The organism is Halomonas sp., assembly GCF_033549285.1.
GTDB lineage: Bacteria > Pseudomonadota > Gammaproteobacteria > Pseudomonadales > Halomonadaceae > Halomonas.
In genome coordinates, this window is record NZ_JAWSUJ010000023.1 from 11,779 (window position 1) to 33,251 (window position 21,473).

General features: G+C 66.9%; 19 protein-coding genes and 1 pseudogene. 4 read left to right on the forward strand and 16 right to left on the reverse strand.

The window, feature by feature from the left end; all coding sequences use genetic code 11:
* Positions 1 to 55: 55 nt before the first annotated feature.
* The 12 genes and pseudogenes from ureC to SCI24_RS07260 all read right to left on the reverse strand — a co-directional run bounded on the left by ureC (position 56) and on the right by SCI24_RS07260 (position 12,973).
* Positions 56 to 1,768 carry an urease subunit alpha gene (ureC, locus tag SCI24_RS07205; RefSeq protein ID WP_318724744.1) on the reverse strand — a complete coding sequence of 571 codons (1,713 nt, stop codon included), beginning with the start codon at positions 1,766 to 1,768 and terminating at the stop codon, positions 56 to 58.
* 110 nt (positions 1,769 to 1,878) lie between these two features.
* A pseudogene (locus tag SCI24_RS07210) lies at positions 1,879 to 2,181 on the reverse strand (urease subunit beta); the annotation flags it as partial.
* Positions 2,182 to 2,339: 158 nt separating this feature from the next.
* A complete protein-coding gene (locus SCI24_RS07215; protein WP_318724745.1) occupies positions 2,340 to 2,642 on the reverse strand; it encodes an urease subunit gamma in 303 nt (100 codons plus the stop codon).
* 195 nt (positions 2,643 to 2,837) lie between these two features.
* Positions 2,838 to 3,734, reverse strand: a complete 897-nt coding sequence (locus SCI24_RS07220; protein WP_412929271.1) for an urease accessory protein UreD — start codon at positions 3,732 to 3,734, stop codon at positions 2,838 to 2,840.
* 252 nt (positions 3,735 to 3,986) lie between these two features.
* Positions 3,987 to 4,685 (reverse strand): urea ABC transporter ATP-binding subunit UrtE, encoded by a 699-nt coding sequence (gene urtE / locus SCI24_RS07225; protein WP_318724747.1) that lies wholly within the window; start codon positions 4,683 to 4,685, stop codon positions 3,987 to 3,989.
* Complete coding sequence (urtD, locus tag SCI24_RS07230) at positions 4,685 to 5,530, reverse strand: urea ABC transporter ATP-binding protein UrtD (protein ID WP_318724748.1); 846 nt, start codon at positions 5,528 to 5,530, stop codon at positions 4,685 to 4,687. Before urtD ends, urtE begins: the two co-directional genes overlap by 1 nt.
* Positions 5,527 to 6,681, reverse strand: a complete 1,155-nt coding sequence (gene urtC / locus SCI24_RS07235; RefSeq protein WP_318724749.1) for an urea ABC transporter permease subunit UrtC — start codon at positions 6,679 to 6,681, stop codon at positions 5,527 to 5,529. The genes urtD and urtC overlap by 4 nt, the downstream gene beginning before the upstream one ends.
* Positions 6,682 to 6,684: 3 nt before the next feature.
* Positions 6,685 to 8,283 (reverse strand): urea ABC transporter permease subunit UrtB, encoded by a 1,599-nt coding sequence (gene urtB, locus SCI24_RS07240; protein WP_318724750.1) that lies wholly within the window; start codon positions 8,281 to 8,283, stop codon positions 6,685 to 6,687.
* Between the two features lie 76 nt (positions 8,284 to 8,359).
* Complete coding sequence (urtA, locus tag SCI24_RS07245) at positions 8,360 to 9,685, reverse strand: urea ABC transporter substrate-binding protein (RefSeq protein ID WP_318724751.1); 1,326 nt, start codon at positions 9,683 to 9,685, stop codon at positions 8,360 to 8,362.
* A 323-nt stretch (positions 9,686 to 10,008) separates the two neighbouring features.
* Positions 10,009 to 11,535, reverse strand: coding sequence for a tripartite tricarboxylate transporter permease (locus SCI24_RS07250; protein ID WP_318724752.1), 1,527 nt, complete (start codon positions 11,533 to 11,535; stop codon positions 10,009 to 10,011).
* Positions 11,535 to 11,987 carry a tripartite tricarboxylate transporter TctB family protein gene (locus SCI24_RS07255; protein WP_318724753.1) on the reverse strand — a complete coding sequence of 151 codons (453 nt, stop codon included), beginning with the start codon at positions 11,985 to 11,987 and terminating at the stop codon, positions 11,535 to 11,537. The genes SCI24_RS07250 and SCI24_RS07255 overlap by 1 nt, the downstream gene beginning before the upstream one ends.
* Complete coding sequence (locus tag SCI24_RS07260; RefSeq protein ID WP_318724754.1) at positions 11,987 to 12,973, reverse strand: Bug family tripartite tricarboxylate transporter substrate binding protein; 987 nt, start codon at positions 12,971 to 12,973, stop codon at positions 11,987 to 11,989. Before SCI24_RS07260 ends, SCI24_RS07255 begins: the two co-directional genes overlap by 1 nt.
* Positions 12,974 to 13,182: 209 nt before the next feature.
* Between SCI24_RS07260 and SCI24_RS07265 the strand changes: the two genes are divergently transcribed.
* The 4 genes from SCI24_RS07265 to SCI24_RS07280 are packed head-to-tail and all read left to right on the forward strand — an operon-like array spanning position 13,183 to position 16,884.
* Positions 13,183 to 13,788 carry a helix-turn-helix domain-containing protein gene (locus SCI24_RS07265; RefSeq protein WP_318724755.1) on the forward strand — a complete coding sequence of 202 codons (606 nt, stop codon included), beginning with the start codon at positions 13,183 to 13,185 and terminating at the stop codon, positions 13,786 to 13,788.
* A complete protein-coding gene (locus SCI24_RS07270) occupies positions 13,785 to 14,447 on the forward strand; it encodes a response regulator transcription factor (RefSeq protein WP_318724756.1) in 663 nt (220 codons plus the stop codon). The genes SCI24_RS07265 and SCI24_RS07270 overlap by 4 nt, the downstream gene beginning before the upstream one ends.
* Entirely contained in the window at positions 14,444 to 15,817 is a 1,374-nt protein-coding gene (locus SCI24_RS07275) for a sensor histidine kinase (protein ID WP_318724757.1), read from the forward strand. The genes SCI24_RS07270 and SCI24_RS07275 overlap by 4 nt, the downstream gene beginning before the upstream one ends.
* The gene (locus SCI24_RS07280) at positions 15,814 to 16,884 is read left to right on the forward strand and encodes an ABC transporter substrate-binding protein (protein WP_318724758.1); all 1,071 of its coding nucleotides are present in this window, start codon (positions 15,814 to 15,816) and stop codon (positions 16,882 to 16,884) included. The genes SCI24_RS07275 and SCI24_RS07280 overlap by 4 nt, the downstream gene beginning before the upstream one ends.
* Before the next feature lie 42 nt (positions 16,885 to 16,926).
* Here the strand turns inward: SCI24_RS07280 and SCI24_RS07285 are convergent, their stop codons facing one another.
* The 4 genes from SCI24_RS07285 to hppD form a co-directional block, all read right to left on the reverse strand.
* Positions 16,927 to 17,313: a septal ring lytic transglycosylase RlpA family protein gene (locus SCI24_RS07285; RefSeq protein WP_318724759.1), complete on the reverse strand. Its 387-nt coding sequence runs from the start codon at positions 17,311 to 17,313 to the stop codon at positions 16,927 to 16,929.
* 49 nt (positions 17,314 to 17,362) lie between these two features.
* Positions 17,363 to 18,244 carry a uroporphyrinogen-III C-methyltransferase gene (gene cobA / locus SCI24_RS07290; protein ID WP_318724760.1) on the reverse strand — a complete coding sequence of 294 codons (882 nt, stop codon included), beginning with the start codon at positions 18,242 to 18,244 and terminating at the stop codon, positions 17,363 to 17,365.
* A gap of 189 nt (positions 18,245 to 18,433) precedes the next feature.
* Complete coding sequence (locus tag SCI24_RS07295) at positions 18,434 to 19,894, reverse strand: sodium-dependent transporter (protein ID WP_318724761.1); 1,461 nt, start codon at positions 19,892 to 19,894, stop codon at positions 18,434 to 18,436.
* A 163-nt stretch (positions 19,895 to 20,057) separates the two neighbouring features.
* Positions 20,058 to 21,158, reverse strand: coding sequence for a 4-hydroxyphenylpyruvate dioxygenase (hppD, locus tag SCI24_RS07300; RefSeq protein ID WP_318724762.1), 1,101 nt, complete (start codon positions 21,156 to 21,158; stop codon positions 20,058 to 20,060).
* Positions 21,159 to 21,473 lie beyond the last annotated feature (315 nt).

Genomic DNA, 21,473 nt, shown 5'->3' on the forward strand with positions numbered 1-21,473 from the left:
GGTTTCGCGCCGACAGGCTGGCTCTCACACATGAGCGTCCTCTTCACTATGGTCATCAGAACAGGTGATAGCGCTGCGCCAACGGCAGCTCTGTCGCGGGCTCGCAGGTCAGCAGCTCGCCGTCACAGCGCACCTCGTAGGTCTGGGGGTCCACGCTGAGCTCCGGGCAGGCGTCGTTGAGCTTCATGTCGCCCTTCCTCACCCCGCGCACATCGCGGCACGCGGCGAGTTCACTGTTGAGCCCCAGCCGCTCCTTGATGCCGGCGTCCAGCGCCGCCTGGCAGACGAAGGTCAGGCGGGTCTGGCTGGCGGCGCGCCCCAGGGCGCCGAACATGTAGCGGTAGTGCACCGGCTGGGGCGTGGGGATGGAGGCGTTGGGGTCGCCCATGGGCGCGGCGGCGATCATTCCGCCCTTGATGATCATGGCGGGCTTGGTGCCGAAGAAGGCCGGCTTCCAGAGCACCAGGTCGGCCAGCTTGCCCACCTCCACCGACCCCACCTCGTGGGCGATCCCGTGGGTGATGGCCTGGTTGATGGTGGTCTTGGCGATATAGCGCCGGGCGCGGAAGTTATCGGCCCCGAGCGCCTGGTCCTCGGGCAGCAGGCCGCGCTGCACCTTCATCTTGTGGGCGGTCTGCCAGGTCCGGCAGACCGACTCGCCGACCCGACCCATGGCCTGGGAATCCGAGGCGATCATCGAGATCACGCCCAGGTCGTGGAGGATGTCCTCGGCGGCGATGGTCTCACGGCGGATGCGCGAGTCGGCGAAGGCCACATCCTCGGGAATCCTGGGGTCGAGGTGGTGACACACCATCAGCATGTCGAGGTGCTCGTCGATGGTGTTGACCGTGTAGGGTCGCGTCGGATTGGTCGATGACGGCAACACGTTCGCCCTCGAGCAGGCGGTGATGATGTCCGGCGCATGGCCACCCCCGGCCCCCTCGGTGTGGTAGGTGTGGATGCCGCGCTCCTTGAAGGCCGCCAGGGTGTCCTCCACGAAGCCCGACTCGTTGAGGGTGTCGGTGTGGATCGCCACCTGGACGTCGTACCTGTCGGCCACGTTCAGGCAGTTGTCGATGGCCGCCGGGGTAGTGCCCCAGTCCTCGTGGAGCTTGAGGCCCATGGCCCCGGCCTCGAGCTGGGCCTCGAGGGCCTCGAGGGCCTCGGGCAGGCTGGCATTGCCCTTGCCGAGAAAGCCGATGTTCATCGGCAGGTCGTCCACCGCCTGGAGCATCTTGCCGATATGCCACGCGCCTGGCGTGCAGGTGGTGGCATTGGTGCCGGTGGCCGGGCCGGTCCCGCCCCCCAGCATGGTGGTGATGCCGCTCATCAGCGCCTCCTCCACCAGCTGCGGGCAGACGAAGTGGATGTGGGCGTCGATCTGGCCGGCGGTGAGGATCTTCCCCTCTCCGGCGATGATCTCGGTGCCGGGGCCGATGACGATCTCGACGCCGGGCTGGGTGTCGGGATTGCCCGCCTTGCCGATGGCGGCGATCCGCCCCCCCTTGAGTCCCACGTCCGCCTTGACGATGCCCCACCAGTCGAGAATCAGGGCGTTGGTGATCACGGTATCCATCACCGTCTCGTCATGGCGTTGGCTCTGGCCCATGCCATCGCGAATCACCTTGCCACCGCCAAACTTCACCTCTTCGCCATAGTGGGTGGCGTCGCGCTCCACCTCGATCCACAGCTCGGTATCGCCGAGGCGAACCCGGTCGCCCACGGTGGGGCCATACATGTCGGCATAGGCCTGACGGCTGATCTTCATGACGGCTCTCCCTGATCCGAGTCACCGGGTTGCGAGGGTCGCGCGCCTTGCGCGGCCTCGGGCGCGGTAGATAGCGCGGCCTCGGGCGCATTGGAAGTCGGCGCAGTAGGCAGCTCGCCCATGACCTCTCCATGGAAGCCGTAGATGTGACGGCGACCGACATAGGGGATCAGCGTCACCTCGCGCATCTGCCCGGGCTCGAAACGGATCGCGGTGCCGGCAGCCACGTCGAGGCGATACCCCAGCGTCCGGTCACGCTCGAAGGTCAGGGCGGCATTGGCCTCGGCGAAATGGTAGTGAGAGCCGATCTGGATGGGGCGGTCGCCGGTATTGGCCACATCGACGCTGATACGCTCGCGCCCCGCACAGAGTTCGATCTCACCCTCCTGCAACTGATATTCACCGGGAATCATTGAGTTTTCCCCTCTTCGTTTTTGGCTGCTGTAGAACAGCTAAAACTGCGCGAACGAAGGCCAGGCAAGGCGGCGAGCGGCAAAAAAGCGGAGTTTACTTTAGTAAATGAGCATTTTTTGTCGCAAAGCCAACACAGCATGGCCGAGTGCAGCCAGTTTTAGACGATGGGCTCGTGGACGGTGACCAGTTTCGTGCCGTCGGGAAAGGTCGCTTCCACCTGGACCTCGTCGACCATCTCGGCCACCCCCTGCATGACGTCATCACGCGTCAGGATCTCGCGGCCGAAGCTCATCAGGTCGGCGACACTGCGCCCGTCTCGGGCACCTTCCAGGATCTCGAAGCTGATCAGTGCCACCGCCTCGGGGTAATTGAGCTTGAGGCCTCGCGCGCGGCGTCGTTCGGCCAGCTGGGCCGCCGAGAAGAGCAGCAGCTTGTCCTTGTCTCTGGGGGTCAGTTCCATGGGAACCTCTCGTCTTTGAATGTTCGCGACGCACATCCACATCGCATGTGGCCGCCATGCTTTCACGACGACTTCCTGACTCGGCCATCGCTTGTAGGAGCCGTGCTTGCACGGCGATACCTGCCTCCGCCATCGCTCTGCAAGCAGCGCTCCTACAGGCCGGGCGCCTGCCGCCCTTCTCGTCGCCGCAGCCGTCTACGTCAGCCATATCCGCGGGGTATGCGCCGGCCGGCCGATCAATCGTGGCCTCAGGACCTCCCAGGCACGGCGACACAGGTCCCAGGCCTCGTTGCGCTCCTGCCCCAGATAGCGCAGCAGCAGCACCCCGTGGCGCACCGTGACGGCACACCGTGGGGCCGTACCCGGCAGCCCATCGCGCAGGGCATCGACGGCCTCGCGTTCGTCCTCGAGTCCCACCGCCCAGAGCGTGGCCTGCACGGTGGCCCCGCCCTGCCCCCAGCGACCCAGGAAGCGCGGATGGCCAGGGTCCAGCGGCTGGCGCTCCAGCCAGAGGGGGCGGCCATCCAGGGTCAGTCGGAAGCGCTGCTCGATGCGACCGTTCAGGTAGGGAAGCCGGCTGGCCGGTCGTCCCAGGGCCATCACTTCCCAGCCCAGGCAGCGGGCATCGCCTTCGAGGGCGATCTCGGTGGCCTGCTCACCGCGAGAGCCATCGAAAGCAATCGTCTCCTGGGGCAGCCACTCCAGGACCCCGCCGTCGGCGACGTCGAGGCGGCTGAGCTGCTGCCAGGCCACCCCGTGGCTGTCGGCCTTGTAGAGCTTGTTGGCGGCGGGCGTGGTGAGTAGCGCGTGGGCCTTGGCGCCGACCCCGGCGCTGATCGACAAGGCATCGCCGCTGACCAGCCCCCCGGGGGGATGCAGCAGGTAGACATGGCAGGCCCCGTCGCGGCCTTCGGGATGGAAGGGACGCTGGACGCGCAGCGGGCCCAGATGACGTGACCGGGCCATGCGGGTCACCCCCTCACGGGCCTCGAAGCCGAGCTCGAGAGAGGCCGCCCAATGGCGATCCGCATCGAAGCGATGACCGGAATCGGTCGTCATTGGGACGTCCAGGGAAGTCTCGAAGGCGGTCATGGGCAGCTCATAGCCAGGGTTCTCTGCCCAACTATCAGCAAGGGATGTACCAGAATGGGGAAGCATGGCATTTTTCAAGTTTATTCAGCGACTTGAAGAGAAGAACAGGCGATCAAAGAAGGACCACCCCGCCTCATCGGGGTGCAGCCGCCCGTGCATTCGGGCCATAAACGAGCAAGGGGCCCCTATGCACGCAGGGCCCCTTTCTCCTTTCTCCTTGCCCCTCGGCGCTTGGCGCTGGCGTTTCGGTGCCTATACCGTCAGGTGCTCCTTGATCAGCCCGTCAGACAACTCATCGATCCTGCCCCTGGCCATGGGGCGTCCGCGATCCATGATCACGAAGCGATCGGCATACTTGCGGGCGAAGGGCAGCTTCTGCTCCACCAGCAGCACGCTGAGACCATCCTCCTGAATCAGCCGGCGAATGACGGCGCCGATCTGGGCCACGATATTGGGCTGGATCCCCTCCCCCGGCTCATCAAGGATCAGCAACCGCGGTTCCAGCACCAGCGCCCGTCCGATGGCCAGCTGCTGCTGCTGCCCCCCGGAAAGGTCACCGCCACGACGATGCTTCATCTCCTCGAGGACGGGAAAGAGCTCATAGACGCGCGAGGGAATGCGCTTGAGCCCATCCATCCTCGCCGCCAGGCCGGTGCGCAGGTTCTCCTCCACGGTGAGCAGGGGGAAGATCTGCCGCCCCTGGGGCACGTAGCCGATCCCCAGCCGCGAGCGCTCCTCCACCCGTCGCCTGGTCAGCTCGATCTCGCCGTCATAGCGGATGCTGCCCGAGGCGAGTGCCACCTCGCCCATGATGGCCTTCATCAGGGTGGTCTTGCCCACCCCGTTGCGCCCCATCACGCAGGTGCACTCGGCGGTGGGCACCTCGAGGTCGAGATCCCAGAGAGTATGGCTCTCGCCGTAGAACTGGTTGAGCGTGTCGATGGTCAGCATCAGGCGGCCTCCTCGTCGGGGTCGGCCCCCAGGTAGACCTCGACCACCTTCGGGTCACTCGAGACCTGGTCCATGCTGCCCTCGGCCAGCACGCTGCCCTGGTGCAGCACCGTCACCGTGCGGGCGATGGAGCGCACGAAGCCCATGTCGTGCTCCACAACCACCACGGACTGCTTGCCCTTGCCGGCCAGGCCGGTCAGCAGTTCGGCGGTACGCTCCATCTCCTGCTCGGTCATGCCGGCCACCGGCTCGTCCACCAGCAGCAGCCGCGGGCGCTGCATCAGCAACATGCCGATCTCCAGCCACTGCTTCTGGCCGTGGGAGAGGATGCCCGCCGGACGGTGTCGCAGCTCGGTGAGACCGATGGTGACGAGCACCTCCTCGATGCGGTCACGGATCTCGCCGGTCATGCGGGCGGTCAGCGTGGGCAGGATGCGCTTGTCGGCCGCCATGGCCAGCTCCAGGTTCTCGAACACCGTCAGCGCCTCGAAGACGGTGGGCTTCTGGAACTTGCGCCCGATGCCGAGGCTGGCGATCTCGGGCTCGTTCATGGCCAGCAGGTCGTGACGGCTGCCGAACCAGACCGAGCCGCGATCGGGGCGCGTCTTGCCGGTGATGATGTCCATCATGGTGGTCTTGCCCGCCCCGTTGGGGCCGATGATGCAACGCAGCTCGCCATCGTCGATGGTCAAGTTCAGGTCATTGATGGCCTTGAAACCGTCGAAGCTGACGGTGACATCTTCCAGATAGAGGATCGGGCCGTGGCGAACATCCACCGGCGAGGTGGCGGGGACCAGGAAGTCGAAGACGCGATCGCGATCGGCCAGGGAATGCAGGAAATTCATGCGGAGGCCTCCCGGGAAGGTGATGACGGGTCAGCGGGCTCGCGCTGGAGGCGCCGCGGTGTCAGGCGCCAGGCGAGCAGGCCGGCGATCCCCTTGGGCAACAGCACCGTGACCAGCACGAACAGGCCACCCAGGGCGAACAGCCAGGCATCCGGCATCACGCCGGTGAAGACGGTCTTGGCATAGTTGACGAGAATGGCGCCGATGACCGCCCCGTAGAGCGTGGCCCGTCCACCCAGGGCGACCCAGAGCACGATCTCGATCGAGAAGATCGGTGAGAACTCGCCAGGATTGATGATGCCCACCTGGGGCACGTAGAGCGCACCGGCCACTCCGGCGAGCATCGCCGAGACCACGAAGATGAACAGCTGAAAGCGCTCGACCCGGTAGCCGAGGAAGCGCGTACGTGCCTCGGCGTCGCGGGTGGCCACGCTGACGCGACCCAGCTTGCTGGCGACGATGGCCCGGCACAGCACATACCCCAGCGCCAGGGCGATCCCGGTGGCAAGGAACAGCCCGAGCCGGGTGGCATCGCTTCTCAGGTCAAAGCCCAGCAGTTCCTTGAAGTCGGTCAGGCCATTATTGCCACCGAATCCCATCTCGTTGCGGAAGAAGGCCAGCATCAGGGCAAAGGTCAGCGCTTGGGTGATGATCGACAGGTACACCCCCGTGACCCGCGAACGGAACGCCAGGAAACCGAACACCAGGGCCAGCAGGCCCGGCGCCAGCAGCACCATCAGGAAGGCGAACCAGGCCATGTCGAAGCCCAGCCAGTACCAGGGCAGGCTGTCCCAGTCCAGGAACACCATGAAGTCCGGCAATACCGGGTCGCCATAGGTGCCCCGGTCGCCGATCTGGCGCATCAGGTACATCCCCATGGCATAGCCGCCCAGGGCGAAGAAGGCCCCGTGCCCCAGGCTCAGGATGCCGAGATAGCCCCACACCAGGTCCACGGCCACCGCCAGCAGGGCATAGCTCAGGTACTTGCCGAGCAACGTCACGGTATAGGTCGAGACGTGCAGCGGGTGTCCCGCCGGCAGCGCCAGATTGAGCAGCGTCACCGTCGCCAGGGCGGCGAGCAGGATGCCCAGAAAGAGCTGCGTCGCACGTTCACGAAAGGGTCTTGCCAGCCACGATGTGGACGAATGCATGAATCAGCCCTCCGCCGCCCGGCCCTTCTGCGGAAAGAGTCCGCGGGGGCGCTTCTGGATGAACAGGATGATGAACACGAGCACCAGGATCTTGGCCAGCACGGCGCCCGCCCAGGGCTCGAGGACCTGGTTGATCACGCCCAGCGACAGCCCGGCCACCAGGGTGCCCCAGAGATTCCCGACGCCACCGAAGACCACCACCATGAAGGAGTCGATGATGTAGTTCTGGCCCAGGTTGGGTCCCACGTTGGTGAGCTGGGAAAGGGCCACACCGGCGAGCCCCGCCACGCCCGAGCCAAGGGCGAAGGTCATGATGTCCACGCGGGTCGCCCGGATGCCCATGGCGCGTGACATGGCGCGATTCTGGGTTACCGCCCGCACCTCGAGTCCCAGGCGCGTCCGCCGCATCACCAGCATCAGGCCGGCGAATACCACCAGCGCGAAGCCCAGCACGTAGAGGCGGTTGAGGGTCAGCGAGAGCCCCTCGTTGATCATGATCGAGCCGCTCATCCACTCCGGGGTGACCACGGTACGGTTCAGCGGCGAGATCACGGTGCGCACCAGCTGCTGGAGGATCAGACTGACACCGAAGGTGGCCAGCAGGGTCTCCAGCGGACGCCCCTTGAGGAACTGGATCACGCCGCGTTCGATGGCGATGCCGGCCAGCGCCGCCACCAGGAAGCCGGCGGGAATCGACAGCACCATCGCCAGCCCCGGCTGACCGGGCAGCAGCTGCTGCATGGCCCAGGTGGTGTAGGCGCCGAGCATGATCAGCTCGCCATGGGCCATGTTGATCACGCCCATCACGCCGAAGGTGATGGCGAGCCCGATGGCTGCCAGCACCAGCACCGAGCCCATCGAGAGGCCGAAGTAGAGCGTCTCGAGCCCCCGATTGAGCTTCATCTTCTGCTCGATGTCGGCCAGGGCCGAGCTGGCGGCCTCAGCCAGTGCCGGATCATCGCTGCGCGCGGCGGTGTTGAGGGCGGCCCTGACCCGACTGTTGAGGCTGCCCTGCAGCTCAGCCACGGCCTCGACGCTGCCCTGTTCGAGGCGATGGATCGCCAGCGCCTGCTGGAGCAGTCGGCGCACCTCGGCATCCTGCTCGGCGTCGATCACCACCGCCAGTGGCTCGGCGAGGCTGACATCGACGTCGCCGAGCAGGGCGCGGGCCGCCTGGCGGCGCTCGCGGACCCCATCGGCCTGCAGGTCGAGCACCGCCAACGCGCCCTGCAACTGGCCACGCAGGGCGTTGTTGATGCCGAGCCGGTCGAGATCGCGCCGCGACATCTCGCCGAGAGCCTCGCCGGTCAGGGCATCGGCCACCGGCCAGTCACGGCCCCGGTTCTCGAGCACCACCACGAAGCGGCCCGTCTCCTTGTGGCGCTGCAGCTTGCCGCCCATCAACGCCTCCAGCCAGCCACGGCTGCGCTCCTCGCCGCTTTCGATGATGGCCTCGATGGCCTCACCCATCTGGGCGTAGGACGCGGTATCGAGGGACTCGAGGAGCGGCTGGCCGTCGTCACCCTGGGCACTGGCCGCCAGCGGCAGGCAGGCCAGCAGGCACAGGGCCAGCATCCGCCCGAGACAGGGGGGGATCTTCATGAAAAATTCCTGAGCAGGTTCGTCGAGTGGCGTGTCACTGCCACCGGGACAGGGCTGGCCCGGTGGCAGGCGAGTCCTATTCTGCGGCGGCGGCCTCTTCCTGGGCCTCGCTTCCCCCGCAGCTCCCCTTCACGACGTTGTAGTTGCCGCACGCCATGGGCCCCCGCCAGTCGCTGATCAGGTCCCTGGAGCCTTCCAGATAGTCTGACCAGGCGTCGCCGGCCACCGTGGAGGGGGTCTCCCAGACGATGGAGAACTGGCCGTTGTCCTGGATTTCACCAATCAGCACCGGCTTGGTGATGTGGTGGTTGGGCATCATGGCCGCATAGCCGCCGGTGAGATTGGGCACGCTTACCCCGATGATCGCGTCCTTGACCGCATCGACGTCGGTAGTACCGGCCTTGCGCACCGCCTCGGTCCACATGTTGAAGCCGATGTAGTGGGCTTCCATGGGATCGTTGGTCACCGCCTCCTCGTCACCGGTGTAGTCGATCCAGGCGTCGATGAAGTCGTAGTTGGCATCGGTGTCGACGCTCATGAAGTAGTTCCAGGCCGCCAGATGCCCGACCAGCGGCGCCGTGTCGATGCCGGTCAGCTCCTGCTCGCCCACCGAGAAGGCCACCACCGGGATATCGGCGGCATCGATGCCCTGGTTGCCGAGCTCGCGGTAGAAGGGCACGTTGGCGTCGCCGTTGATGGTGGAGACCACGGCGGTCTTCTTGCCCTCGCTGCCGAAGGCCTTGATCTCGGAGACGATGTTCTGCCAGTCCGAATGCCCGAAGGGGGTGTAGTTGACCATGATGTCCTCTCCCGCGACCCCGAACTCGTCCTTGAGGTAGGCCTCGAGGATCTTGTTGGTCGTGCGCGGATAGACGTAGTCGGTCCCGGCCAGCACCCAGCGCTCGACCCCGACCTGATCATGCAGGTAGTTGACGGCCGGGATCGCCTGCTGATTGGGCGCCGCGCCGGTATAGAAGACGTTCTCGGAGGACTCCTCACCCTCGTACTGCACCGGATAGAAGAGCAGGCCGTTGAGCTCCTCGACCACCGGCAGCACCGACTTGCGCGACACCGATGTCCAGTTGCCGAAGATGACGTCGACCTCCTCCTGGGCCAGCAGCTCGCGCGCCTTCTCGGCAAACAGCGGCCAGTCCGAGGCCGGGTCGACCACCACGGCTTCCAGTTCGCGTCCGAGCAGACCGCCTTCGGCGTTCTGCTGCTCGATCAGCATCTCCACGGTGTCCTTGAGCACCGTCTCGCTGATGGCCATGGTGCCGGAGAGCGAGTGCAGGATCCCCACCTTGATGGGGGCTTCCTGGGCCAGGGCCGGGGACGCCACGGCGGCTCCGAGCAGCGGGAGGGCCAGCCAGCGGGGAGTACGGCACAGGGATGACGGGATCATGGGATCTCCTTGCGTTCGATGTTGTTGTCGACGAGTCCAGCGAGGAAGGCCATCGCGGGATGTCTCCCACCGCTGTAGCAAGGGATGTGCCATATCGGCACGATGGTGGTTTTTCTTTTTTTATTCAGACAGTTGAATTGTCGACTCCAGAGAAGCCAGGGCACGGCAAGGCGATATCCTGGTGCAAGGGTCACCCCCTCCTGCCCCAGAATCGTCTGGGCCCCTGGTGCAGCGCACCGTCGTGACGCAGTAAGGAGCACACACGAAACGGGGGCGCCGGCTCCGCCGACGCCCCCGCTGGGCCATTACCTTGAGCGTGAGGCTCAGTCGCCCTCGGCCCCTCCCGTACCGGTGGTGACCCGCATCCGGCGACGCAGGATGGGCCCGACGATATAGGGCAGGATCAGCCCCAGGCCGGCGAACACCCACAGGCCGATGGCCAGGCCGCTGTCCCACAGGATGGTCCAGTCGCCGTCGGAGATGTCCATGGCGTGGCGCAGGTTCTTCTCCATTTCCGGCCCCAGCAGCAGGCCCAGGATGATCGGCACCAGCGGGATCTGCAGCTTGCGGAAGATATATCCCGCAACGCCGAAGGCCACCATGAAGTAGAGATCGAAGGTGGTGTTGCTGATCGAGTAGATCCCCACGAAGGCGATCATGGTCACGATCGGCAGCAGGAACATCGGCGGTACCGAGAGCAGCTTGACGAAGATGCCGACCAGCGGGATGTTGAGCACCAGCAGCAGGAAGTTGCCGATCAAGAGCGCGGCGATCACGCCCCAGACAATGTCCGCGTTCTGGGTGAACATCAGCGGCCCGGGGGTGATGTTGAGCGAGATCAGCAGCGCCAGCAGCACCGCCGTGGTGCCGCTGCCCGGTACGCCCAGGGTCAGCATGGGCACCAGTGCCCCGCTGGAGGCGCCGTTGTTGCCGGCCTCGGGCCCTGCCACGCCACGCGGGTCGCCCTGGCCGAAGTAGCCCTTCTTGCCGATGACTTTCTTCTCCAGGGTGTAGCCGATGAAGCTGCCCAGCGAGGCGCCTGCGCCGGGCAGCACCCCGGCGATGAAGCCCAGCACCCCGCCGCGCAGGCTCGACGGCAGGATGTTGCGGATATCAGCCCAGGAGAGCTTGAGCTTGTTGACCACCATCTTCGCCTTGCCACCACCGGCACGCTCCTCGATGAAGAACAGCAGTTCCGAGATGGCGAAGAGGCCGACGATGGCGATGATGAAATCCACGCCCTCGTAGAGCTCGAGCACGCCGAAGGTGTAGCGCTGCACCCCGGTGTTGTCGATGCCCACGGTGGCGATCATCAAGCCGATGCAGGCGGCTACCACCGTCTTCATGGGGTTCTTGCCGGTGATGCCGCCCAGGGTGGCAAAGGCCAGCAGGAAGAGCGCGAAGTATTCCGCGGGCCCGAAGGTCAGCGCGAACTTCGCCAGCAGCGGCGCCAGCAGGATCAACCCGATGGTGGCCACCAGGCTGCCGATGAAGGAGGCCACGGCGGAGATCGCCAGTGCCTCGGCCGCCTTGCCCTGCTGGGCCATGGGATAGCCATCCAGGCAGGTCATCATGGCCGGCTCGTCACCGGGAATATTGAGCAGGATCGACGAGATGCGTCCCCCATACATGGCCCCGGCATAGACCGCGGTGAGCATGATCAGGGCGGTCTCCGGGGCCAGCCCCAGGGTGAAGGCCAGCGGGATCAGGATCGCCACGCCATTGGCCGGCCCCAGGCCCGGCAGCGCACCGATCAGGGTGCCCAGGAAGGCGCCCAGCAGGGCAAACATCAGGTTATGGGGGGCCAGTGCCACCCCGAAGCCGTCGATCAGGTAGCCGAGGGTCTCCATCAGCTCACCTCCAGGAACGCGAGCAGCCCCAGCGGCAGGGCCAGGTCAAGGGCGAAATTGAACACCAGGAACACCACCACGCCCGATGCCGCGCCGGTCAGGTAGGCCCTGACCGGCGCCGACCCCATGCGCCAGCACAGGGTGCCGACCGCCAGGGTCGTGCTGATGATGAACCCCAGCGGCTCGAGCAGCGCCGCATAGAGCACCAGGACCACCACGGCGACGACCAGTTCGACGCCGGTCCGGCTCCACGGCCAGGCGTTGTCGGGGTCGGGGCGCACGATCATGTAGAGGCTGGAGAGTCCCAGCACCACCGCGAGCAGCAGCGGGAAGGTCTCGGGTCCCACGGCCTCGCTGCCCCCGAAGGGGGCGGGGAGCTGAGTGGCGCCCCAGCCGTACGCGACGGCCAGGACGATCATCAGGATGCCAAAGGTGCGGTCGTTGTAGGTCATTACTGGATCAGCCCGATATCCTTGGAGAGCTGCTCGATGTCGGCGATCTGGTCCTGGACGAAGGACTCGAACTCGCCGGCGGTCATGTGGAAGGGCATGAGGCCGTTGCTGGTCATCAGCTCCTTCCACTCCTCGCTCTCGTAGACGGTATCCATGGCATCGATCCAGTACTGCTTGGCCTCATCGGAGATATCGGCCGGCATGTAGAAGCCGCGCCAGTTGGGGCCGAGGGCATCGATGCCCTGCTCCATGGCGGTCGGGATGTGGTCGAAGTCCCCCGGCAGGCGCTCTTCCGCGAGGACCGCCAGCACGCGCAGGTCACCGGAATCCATGAAGCCCTGGGCCTCGGAGATATCGCCGGTGAAGGCATCGACGTGGCCACCGACGACCTGGGTCATGGCCTCACCGCCGTTGTTGTAGGAGAGGTACGGGATGCGCGGCAGCTCATCCACACCCGCGGCGTCGGCGGTGATCAGCACCTTCAGGTGGTCCCAGCCCCCCTTGGCGCTTCCCCCGGCGAACTTGACGCTGCGCGGATCCTCGTCGATGGCTTCCATGAGCGCCGGCAGGTCCTGATACTCGGAATCGGCCGACACGGCGATCACCCCGTAGTCGGCCCCCAGGGCGCCGATCCAGTTGACCATGTCGGCGGTCATCCCCGGAAACTGGCCCTGGGCCAGGCGGGTCGTGGTCGCGGTGGAGGCGGCCACCAGCAGTTGCTCGTCACCGGCGCGCTTGCTGACCACGTGGGCGTAGGCCACCCCCCCGCCGGCACCGGCCATGTTCAGGGTCTGGACGTTACCCGGCACCAGGTCAAGCTCCTGGAGCACATTGCCGACGCTGCGGCAGGTGAAGTCCCAGCCACCACCGGGGTCGGAGGGGGCGATACATTCGACCTTGCCCTTGGGCTCGAAGGCAAAGGCCGAGGCGGCGCTGGTCGCGAGAACGGCGACGGCAACCAGTTGGACGGGGCGCTTGAACGTCATGGCGGCGTTCCTCCTGATGTTGGCTTGTGTGATTGTTGGCTTGCGGAACCTGTCGGCCTTCCTTACAATTCTGTAAGGCAGAACATCGTTCCTCAGGATGGAAAGTTAGGCCTGGCGTCGAGGGGCGTCAACGCCTGTCGCCTCGATTGCGACCAAAGTTCAACGCTCCCTTGGTTCAACACAACGTGATGAGGAGGCACGCCCCTTCGATGGCACAGGACCGCGTCGAGGCCGTGGAGCGGGCACTGACAGTGCTCGAGGCATTCGACTCCCCCCAGGAGCACTTCACCCTGGCCGAGCTGGCCCAGGCCACCGGCTATTACAAGAGCACCCTGCTGCGGCTGCTGGGGTCGCTGACCCGCTTCGACTATGTGCAGCGCGACGAGCAGGGCCGCTGGCACCTCGGCCATGCCCCGGTACGCCTGGCACGGCGTCACCTCCCCGGTCGACACCTGGCGACCCGGATCCAGCCCCTGCTCGTCCGCCTCTCGGCCGATAGCGGCGAGACCGCCGCCCTGCTCGAGGTGGAGGACGGCATGGTGGAGTGCCGCCTCGTCACCCTTCCCGAGGCCTCCCTGCGCCATGACCTGCGCCCGGGGGATCGCTGGGCAGCGGTGGCGGAGGATGACCCTCGCCCGCCACTGCCCGGCGGCGTGATGGTGTGCCAGGCACTGCCGGGGGATGCCATCGAGCCCCCCATGTGGCTCGCCCTGTCGGGGCCCGCCGGACGCCTGGACTCGCAGCAGGCGCATCGCCTCCTGGCCGATGCCTTGGCGACGCTCGCGGCCGGCCCGGCCCGGGAGGCTGGGCCATGACCGTGCTGCTCGTGGAGGATGACGCCCTGCTGGCCGAGACCCTGGTCGACACTCTCGGACTCGAGGGCCACGCCGTCTGCCACCTGTCGGACGGCGACGCGGCGCGGGCACGTCTCTCGGTGCCGGGGCATGGTGTCGAACTGGTGCTGCTCGACCTCAACCTGCCGGGATGCAGCGGCCTGGCGGTCCTCGAGGCGCTGCGGCGCCACGACCGGGACACCCCGGTGCTGATCCTGACTGCACGAGGCGCCGTGGAGGATCGGGTGCGGGGCCTCGACCTCGGCGCGGACGACTACCTGGCCAAGCCCTTCGCCCTGGATGAGCTCGAGGCCAGGGTTCGCGCCCTGCTGCGCCGACGCAGTCCGGACCCGCAACTCAGGGTCGGTGCCCTCAAGCTCGACACCCGGCACCAGCGCTTCACGCTCGACGATGCGCCGCTCGCCCTTCCGCCCCGTGAGCAACGCCTGCTCTCCTGCCTGATGCATCATGCCGGTGAGCCGGTAGACAAGGCGCGGCTCGCCGAGGAAGCCTTCCAGGGCGACGCCATGGGCCACAACGCCATCGAGGTCTATGTCCACCGACTGCGCAAGCGACTCGGTGACAGCGGCGTGGCCCTGCGCACGGTACGCGGCCTGGGTTACCTGCTGGAGGTCGAGTGAAGCGGGGCGACAGCCTCTATCGGCGCCTGATGGGATGGCTGCTGCTTCCCCTGCTGGTGCTGGGCAGCCTGATCCTGGTCCAGGCGTGGGTGGACGCGCAGCGCACGGCCGACCGCGCCTTCGACCGACTGCTCGAGGCCGCCTCCCTGGCCATCGCCGAGCAGGTGCAGTGGCAGGACGACCGGCTCTGGCTCGACCTGCCGCCGGCGGCCCTGGAGATGCTGGCCACCGACGCCGAGGAGCGGGTCTTCTACAGCCTGGTGGATGACCAGGGCCGCCTGATCACCGGCAATGCCGAGCTCCCGGGGGATCCGCGGCAGGGCCCCGGGGACGCAGACACCCTGCACTATCGCCATATCGACTGGCAGGGCCTGTCGCTGCGCCAGGGGGTACGCCGCACCCGCCTCGAGGAGTGGCAGGTACGCGAACCCTTCGAGGTCCGCGTCGCCCACAGTCGCGAGGGTCGAGATGCCCTGGCCGCCAGGCTGTGGCGGGCCAACCTGGCGATGATCCTGGCCATGGCGGCGCTGGCAACGGTGGGGCTGCTGCTGGCGATCCGCGCCGCACTGACGCCGCTGACCCGCCTGCGCCGCGCGATCCGCGCCCGTGACCCACGCACTCTCGCCCCCCTGGAGCTCTCCCTGCCGCGGGAACTCGCCGAGCTTCGCGATACGGTCAACGAGTTGCTCGCCAGGATGCGCCGGGTGCGCGCCAACCAGGAACGCTTCATCGGCGATGCCTCGCACCAGCTGCGCACGCCCCTGGCGGGCCTCTCGGCGCGGGCCGAGTTCGCCCTGCGCCAGGACGACCCGGCGCGCTGGAGGGAGGCCCTGGTCGCCATGCAGGCCACCAGCGCGCGCACCGCCAGGCTGGCGGTGCAGCTGCTGTCGCTGACCCGGCTGGCCAATCCCGAGTACCGCCCGGAGCTGGCCCCCCTGGAACTCAACGCCATCGCCCGCCAGGCGATTCGCGACCACTGGGCGACCTGCCATCGTCAGGGGGTCGATCTGGGGGTGGAAACCGCCGGGGGCGAGGTCTGGATCCGCGGCATCGACTGGCTGCTCGCCGAGGCCATCGGCAACCTGATCGACAATGCCTGTCGCTATGGCGGGCGACGGGTCACGGTGCGGGTCGAGGACAAACCGCCCCGCCTGGCCGTGGAGGACGACGGTCCCGGTATCCCCCCGCAGAGACGGCTGCTGATGCTGCGCCCCTTCCACCGCGACCGCGACGACCTGGAGGGATCCGGGCTGGGGCTGGCGATCGTCGATGGTGTCGCGCGAACCCATGGCGCACGCCTGCAGCTGTCGGCCGGCCATGACGGCCGCGGATTGCGCGTGGTACTGCAGTTTCCGGGAGAGACCCCATGAATCGCCTGAGTCGACTCGCCTGTCGCTGGCTGCTGCCTCTCGGCCTGGTCGGTACGCCCGCCGGCGCCGACGAGAGCCTGCACTACCCCGCCACGACCGACAGCGGCCCCACCTCTCGGCTGGTGGTCCATGGGGCCCTGGACCTGCCCCAGATGCGCCCGCTGCTGGAGGGCTTTCATCGCGAGCATCCCGATCTGGAGGTGCACTATCGCAATCTGACCACCCTGGCGCTGCACGAGCGTTTCCTGGCGGCGCCGGACGAGGCCGATGTGCTGCTCTCCTCGGCCATGCCCTGGCAGTACCGGCTGGCCAACGACGGCCATGCCCGCGCCCTGGAGAGTCTCGCCGCACGGCGCTGGCCGGCCTGGGCACGCTGGCGTCAAGAGCTCTTCGCCTTCACCTTCGAGCCCATCGTCATGGTCGTGAACGAGGCGGTCATCGAGCGCTTCGGGGAGGTGAGTAGCCATGCCGACCTGCTTGCCCTGCTCGAGCATCATGCCGAGGCCCTGCGGGGCCGGGTGGTGACCTATGACCCGGCGACCAGTGGTGCGGGGTATACCTATGCCATCGAGGAGTCGCGGCTCTCGCCCCGCTACTGGGATCTGGTGGCGGCACTGGGTCAGGCAGACACGGCGCTTGCGGATACCACCGGGGAGATGCTGGAGGGGCTGATCGAGGGACGCTATCTGGTCGGCTACAACCTGCTGGGCAGCTATGCCCGGGAGCGGCTGGCCGACCAGCCGCAGCTGAGGATCGTGGTGCCCGAGGATTATGCCCTGGTGACCCAGCGCCTGGCCCTGATCCCGCGCCAGGCGCCCCATGCCGCGGCGGCGATGCGCTTTCTCGACTACCTCATCGGCGAGACGGGACAGGCGCTGCTCGCCCGCGAGACCCACCTGGGCGCCATCCATCCCGCTGTCGAGGGGCCGGGCACGGCGACGTCACTGCGTCAGGCACGGGGCGAGGCTCTGCGGCCGATCACCCTGGGACCCGGCCTGCTGGCCACCCTGGACGATCTCAAGCGCGAGGCGCTGCTGACCCGCTGGCAGCGGGAATTTACCCGCTGACGGACTCCTTGCCAGCAGCGCCACCTGTGGTGATAGACGGGCTCACTGCACGTAGGAGATTTCCACCGGCGCGGTACCGCGACTCAACATGCCGAGCGCCTTGGCGGCGCGCTTGGAGAGATCGATGATGCGCCCCTTGGCATAGGGGCCCCGGTCGTTGATCAGCACCTCGACCTCGCGGCCGTTGTCCTCGCGGGTCACCACCACCCTGGTCCCGAACGGCAGGGTCGGATGGGCCGCCGTGAGGGCCTGCTGGTCGAAGGGCTCGCCGCTGGCCGTGGTACGGCCCTGGAAGCGGTCGCTGTAGTAGGACGCGACGCCCTGCTGGGTCTCTGCCGTCTTCTCGTGGGCCTGCCCCTTGCCGGCGCAACCGGCCATCAGCAGACCCGTCAGGCAGCAGGTCAGAATCAGGCGGGATCGTATCCCCATGCTGTCACCTCATGACTTACCGTGTTGCGCCGAACCTCGCATCCAGCGATCAGGCGCCATGATCGGTTGTTGACGGCGCAGGGTGCTTGCCCTGCAGCCAACCCGAACTCGTGGCTCGGTCCCGGTCGAACCAGGCCAGCCGGTCGTGCAATGTCACGACACTGCCGACGATAATCAGGGTCGGCGGTCGGATAGTAACCACTTCGCCTTCCGGGGGCAACTTCTGCAGGGTTCCGATATGTACCCGCTGGCGTCCCGTGGTGCCCTGCTCGATCAGTGCCAACGGGGTCTCGGGCGACATTCCATGACGCTGAAGCTGCTCGCCGATCAGTGCCAGGCTGCCAAGCCCCATGTAGAAGACAAGCGTCTGGCCGGGGCCGGCCAGCGTCGGCCAGTCCAGGTCGCTGCTGCCATTGCGCAGGTGCCCGGTCACGAAACGCACCGACTGGGCATGATCACGATGGGTCAGCGGGATGCCGGCATAGGCGGCACACCCCGAGGCCGCGGTGATGCCGGGAATCACCTCCACTTCGATGCCGGCCGCCACCAATGTCTCGAGCTCCTCGCCGCCGCGGCCGAAGATGAAGGGATCGCCCCCCTTGAGCCGAACCACCCGCTTGCCGGCATGAGCCCAGTCGACCAGGGCCTGGTTGATGCCATCCTGGGGCACGCTGTGTCGCGAACGCTCCTTGCCGACGTAGAACCGGGATGCCTGCGGGGCCGCCAGGGCGAGGATCTCGTCGCTGACCAGTCGATCATGCAGGATCACCTCGGCGGCCTGCAGGCGGCGCAGCGCCTTGATCGTCAGCAGCTCCGGGTCACCGGGACCGGCGCCCACCAGGCTGACGCCCCCGGAGGGAAAGGCCGAGCCGGTCGGCAATCTGACGCCCGGGTCGAGCAGTTCGCCATCGTGCCGGTGACCGACCTGCATATTCCAATATACTCAGCAAAAAATATTATCTATGCATTATGGTAATTAAAAGGACCGCCACATGCCACTATCCCCTCGGCACAAGCCTATAACCGCGTGTCCGCCAATTGTCAGGCCCCGTGGCCACGCCAACGACGTCGCCCCCGCTGGGCGGGGGCGACGAGGGCTCATCTGTACGTTTTGAGGCGCTCAGGGGCAGAGCATGCGGCGCAGGCGCGGGCTGGTCAGCTCGCCGACCAGAGTGATCACCACCAGGACCGACAGCAGCCAGGGCCAGTGCAGCGCGAACTCCACCCGGGTGATCCCCAGGGCATCGACGAAGATCACCAGGATGCCCAGCGGGCTCACGTAACGGACCATGAACAGCCAGAGCGCATGCCAGCCGGCAGAGAGCCCGATCTCCTCGCGGAAGGTCTCGCTCTTGAGCACGAAGCCGGCGAGCAGCAACATGCCCAGACCGCCCAGCGGCATCATCCAGCGCGAGGTCAGGTAGTCCAGCCAGTCGAAGAAGTGCTTGCCGGCCAGGGTCCAGTCGGCCCCGACATTGAACGACAGCATCGCCAGGGTACTGACCAGCCACAGCACGATGCCGGTGCCCCAGGACGCCGCACGCCGCGAGAGGCCCTTGTTGTCTGTGAGCCAAGAGACCGTGGCCTCGACCATCGAGATCGACGAGGTCAGCGCCGCCATGGAGAGCATCACGAAGAACAGGATGCCGAACAGGGTTCCCAGCGGCATGGCCTGGAAGGCCAGCGGCAGGCTCATGAAGATCAGCCCCGGCCCGCTGCTCGGGCTCATGCCGTTGGCAAAGATCACCGGGAAGATCGCCAGCCCCGCCATCAGCGCGACCAGGGTGTCGGCCAGCGCCACGGAGAGCGTGGTGCGCGCGATGGAGGCCCGCGCCGGCAGGTAGCTGCCGTAGGTGAGGATGGCCCCGGAGGCCAGCGACAGGGTGAAGAAGGCATGCCCCAGGGCGGCCAGCATGCCCTCGCTGGAGAGGCTGCCGGCATCGAAGGAGAACAGGAAGCGAACCGCCTCGCCGAAGCCGCCGGAGAAGATCCCGTAGCCGATCAGGATCAGCAGCATCACCACCATGCCGGGCATCATCCAGCTGACGCTCTTCTCGATGCCCGCCTGGACGCCCTTGCCGACGATCACCATGGTGGCCACCGTGACCAGGGTGCTCCAGGCCCCCAGGTTCAGGGGACTGGCGTTGTTGGCGCCGAAGATCGCCGCCATCTCCTCGACGCTGGATCCGGCCAGGCCACCGCTCAGCATCTTCCACAGGTAGGAGAAGGACCAGCCGGCCACCACCACATAGAACGACAGGATCAGGAAGCCGCACAGCATGGCCATCCAGCCCAGCAGCGACCAGGCCGAGCCGCGCCCCGACTCGCCGACCACGCGACGGATGGCGTCGATGGGACTGCCGCGGCCGCGGCGCCCGAGGGCGATCTCGGTCATCATCACCGGTACCCCCACGGCCAGGATGCAGGCCAGGTAGACCAGCACGAAGGCCCCGCCACCGAACTCGCCGGTGATGTAGGGGAATTTCCAGATGTTGCCCAGGCCCACCGCGGAGCCGGTCGCCGCCAGGATGAAGCCCCAGCGGCCAAGCCACTGGGTTCGGGGTTGTGGAGTCGTTGTCATATCACACCAGGGGTCACGGACGTTGTTGTTCCGACACGGCGAGGCGCCGCCACATGGGCGGCATTGTGACGGATTTTATCGTGATTGGGCAGGCGGACGGTCGATCGTGCTGCCTTGGGCCGTTACCGCCTGCCTCGCGCTCAGCGCAGGGTCATGCCGATGGTCAATCCGCCTTGAGCACGCCGCGGCGGATCTGGTCCTCCTCGATGGATTCGAACAGGGCCTTGAAGTTGCCCTCGCCGAAGCCGTCGTTGCCCTTGCGCTGGATGATCTCGAAGAAGATCGGCCCGATCACCGTCTCGGTGAAGATCTGCAGCAGCACGCCCTGGTCGGGACCGCCATCGACCAGCAGGCTCAGTTCGCGCAGCTCCTCGAGGTTTTCCTGATGGTTGGGCACCCGCTCGTCGACCTTCTCGTAGTAGGTATCCGGGGTGGTCAGGAAGGTGACGCCATTGGCCTTGAGGGCCCGCACCGTGGCATAGATGTCATCGGTGGCCATGGCCAGGTGCTGGATGCCCTCGCCGTTGTACTCGCGCAGGAATTCGGCGATCTGCGAGGTGTCGTCTGCGGACTCGTTGATGGGGATATGCATCTTGCCGCAGGGCGCGGTCATGGCGCGGGAGTGCAGGCCCGTCTTCCTGCCCTTGATATCGAAGTACCGATTCTCGCGGAAGTTGGCGATGGCGGTGTAGAAGTCGGCCCAGGGGTCCATCTGGCCGCGGTCGACGTTGTGGGTCAGGTGGTCGAGGACCTGCAGGCCGACGCTGTTGTCCTGCGGCGACCGCCCGGGGATCGCCTCGAAGTCGATGTCGTAGATGGTCCGGCCTTCCCCGTCGAGCTTGTGGTCGACGAAGTAGAGCAGCGACCCGCCGATGCCCTTCACGGCGGGGATGCCCACCTCGCCTTCGGCCACGGGGTTCTCGACGGGCTCCGCGCCATGGTCCACGGCATGCTGGAAGGCCTGGCGCGCATCGGCCACCTTCCAGGCCATGGCGCAGGCACTGGGTCCGTGGACCCTGGCGAACTCGGCGGCATGGCTGCCCGGCTCGGCATTGAGGACGAAGTTCACGCCCTCCTGCTGGAACAGCGTGACCTGCTTGGAGCGATGGCGCCGGGTCTCGGTGAACCCCAGGCGAAGGAACAGGGCGCGAAGCGCCTCGATGCCTTCGGCGGTGGGTGCGGTGTACTCGACGAATTCGAAGCCGTCGGTACCGATGGGGTTGGCGCGGTCAAGGGCGTCGGGGGTATGGGCGGGAGCGTTCATGCATCCTCCAGGGGCTGTTGTTGTGAATCGTTGTGAATCGAGGTGTGACGTCGCGGTATAACGGTGATCGACCCGCGGCGGGGGTGTACCGCCGCCGGGCTCGCGATGTACGCCCAGCCTAGTGCCTCGGCCCTTCCGCCGGAACGCGCCAACCACGCCCCGGATGCCCCATCACGCCGGGCCTTGCCCCCTGTCGCGTAACGAATTCCTTACAGCCGCCGCGGGCCCATCACTTGCGGCCCCGGCATGGCGAAAATCCCTGACAGGGTGTAACGAAGGGTTTACAGCCAGCGTGCCGCAGCAGCGTCCCGTGGA

Excerpts from the sequence above, each read along its gene's own strand:
- ureC (WP_318724744.1), bottom strand. The coding sequence starts at position 1,768 with ATGAAGATCAGCCGTCAGGCCTATGCCGACATGTATGGCCCCACCGTG.
- SCI24_RS07215 (WP_318724745.1), bottom strand. The coding sequence starts at position 2,642 with ATGGAACTGACCCCCAGAGACAAGGACAAGCTGCTGCTCTTCTCGGCG.
- SCI24_RS07220 (WP_412929271.1), bottom strand. The coding sequence starts at position 3,734 with ATGACCGCCTTCGAGACTTCCCTGGACGTCCCAATGACGACCGATTCC.
- urtE (WP_318724747.1), bottom strand. The coding sequence starts at position 4,685 with ATGCTGACCATCGACACGCTCAACCAGTTCTACGGCGAGAGCCATACT.
- urtD (WP_318724748.1), bottom strand. The coding sequence starts at position 5,530 with ATGAATTTCCTGCATTCCCTGGCCGATCGCGATCGCGTCTTCGACTTC.
- urtC (WP_318724749.1), bottom strand. The coding sequence starts at position 6,681 with ATGCATTCGTCCACATCGTGGCTGGCAAGACCCTTTCGTGAACGTGCG.
- urtB (WP_318724750.1), bottom strand. The coding sequence starts at position 8,283 with ATGAAGATCCCCCCCTGTCTCGGGCGGATGCTGGCCCTGTGCCTGCTG.
- urtA (WP_318724751.1), bottom strand. The coding sequence starts at position 9,685 with ATGATCCCGTCATCCCTGTGCCGTACTCCCCGCTGGCTGGCCCTCCCG.
- SCI24_RS07250 (WP_318724752.1), bottom strand. The coding sequence starts at position 11,535 with ATGGAGACCCTCGGCTACCTGATCGACGGCTTCGGGGTGGCACTGGCC.
- SCI24_RS07255 (WP_318724753.1), bottom strand. The coding sequence starts at position 11,987 with ATGACCTACAACGACCGCACCTTTGGCATCCTGATGATCGTCCTGGCC.
- SCI24_RS07260 (WP_318724754.1), bottom strand. The coding sequence starts at position 12,973 with ATGACGTTCAAGCGCCCCGTCCAACTGGTTGCCGTCGCCGTTCTCGCG.
- SCI24_RS07265 (WP_318724755.1), top strand. The coding sequence starts at position 13,183 with ATGGCACAGGACCGCGTCGAGGCCGTGGAGCGGGCACTGACAGTGCTC.
- SCI24_RS07270 (WP_318724756.1), top strand. The coding sequence starts at position 13,785 with ATGACCGTGCTGCTCGTGGAGGATGACGCCCTGCTGGCCGAGACCCTG.
- SCI24_RS07280 (WP_318724758.1), top strand. The coding sequence starts at position 15,814 with ATGAATCGCCTGAGTCGACTCGCCTGTCGCTGGCTGCTGCCTCTCGGC.
- SCI24_RS07285 (WP_318724759.1), bottom strand. The coding sequence starts at position 17,313 with ATGGGGATACGATCCCGCCTGATTCTGACCTGCTGCCTGACGGGTCTG.
- cobA (WP_318724760.1), bottom strand. The coding sequence starts at position 18,244 with ATGCAGGTCGGTCACCGGCACGATGGCGAACTGCTCGACCCGGGCGTC.
- SCI24_RS07295 (WP_318724761.1), bottom strand. The coding sequence starts at position 19,894 with ATGACAACGACTCCACAACCCCGAACCCAGTGGCTTGGCCGCTGGGGC.
- hppD (WP_318724762.1), bottom strand. The coding sequence starts at position 21,158 with ATGAACGCTCCCGCCCATACCCCCGACGCCCTTGACCGCGCCAACCCC.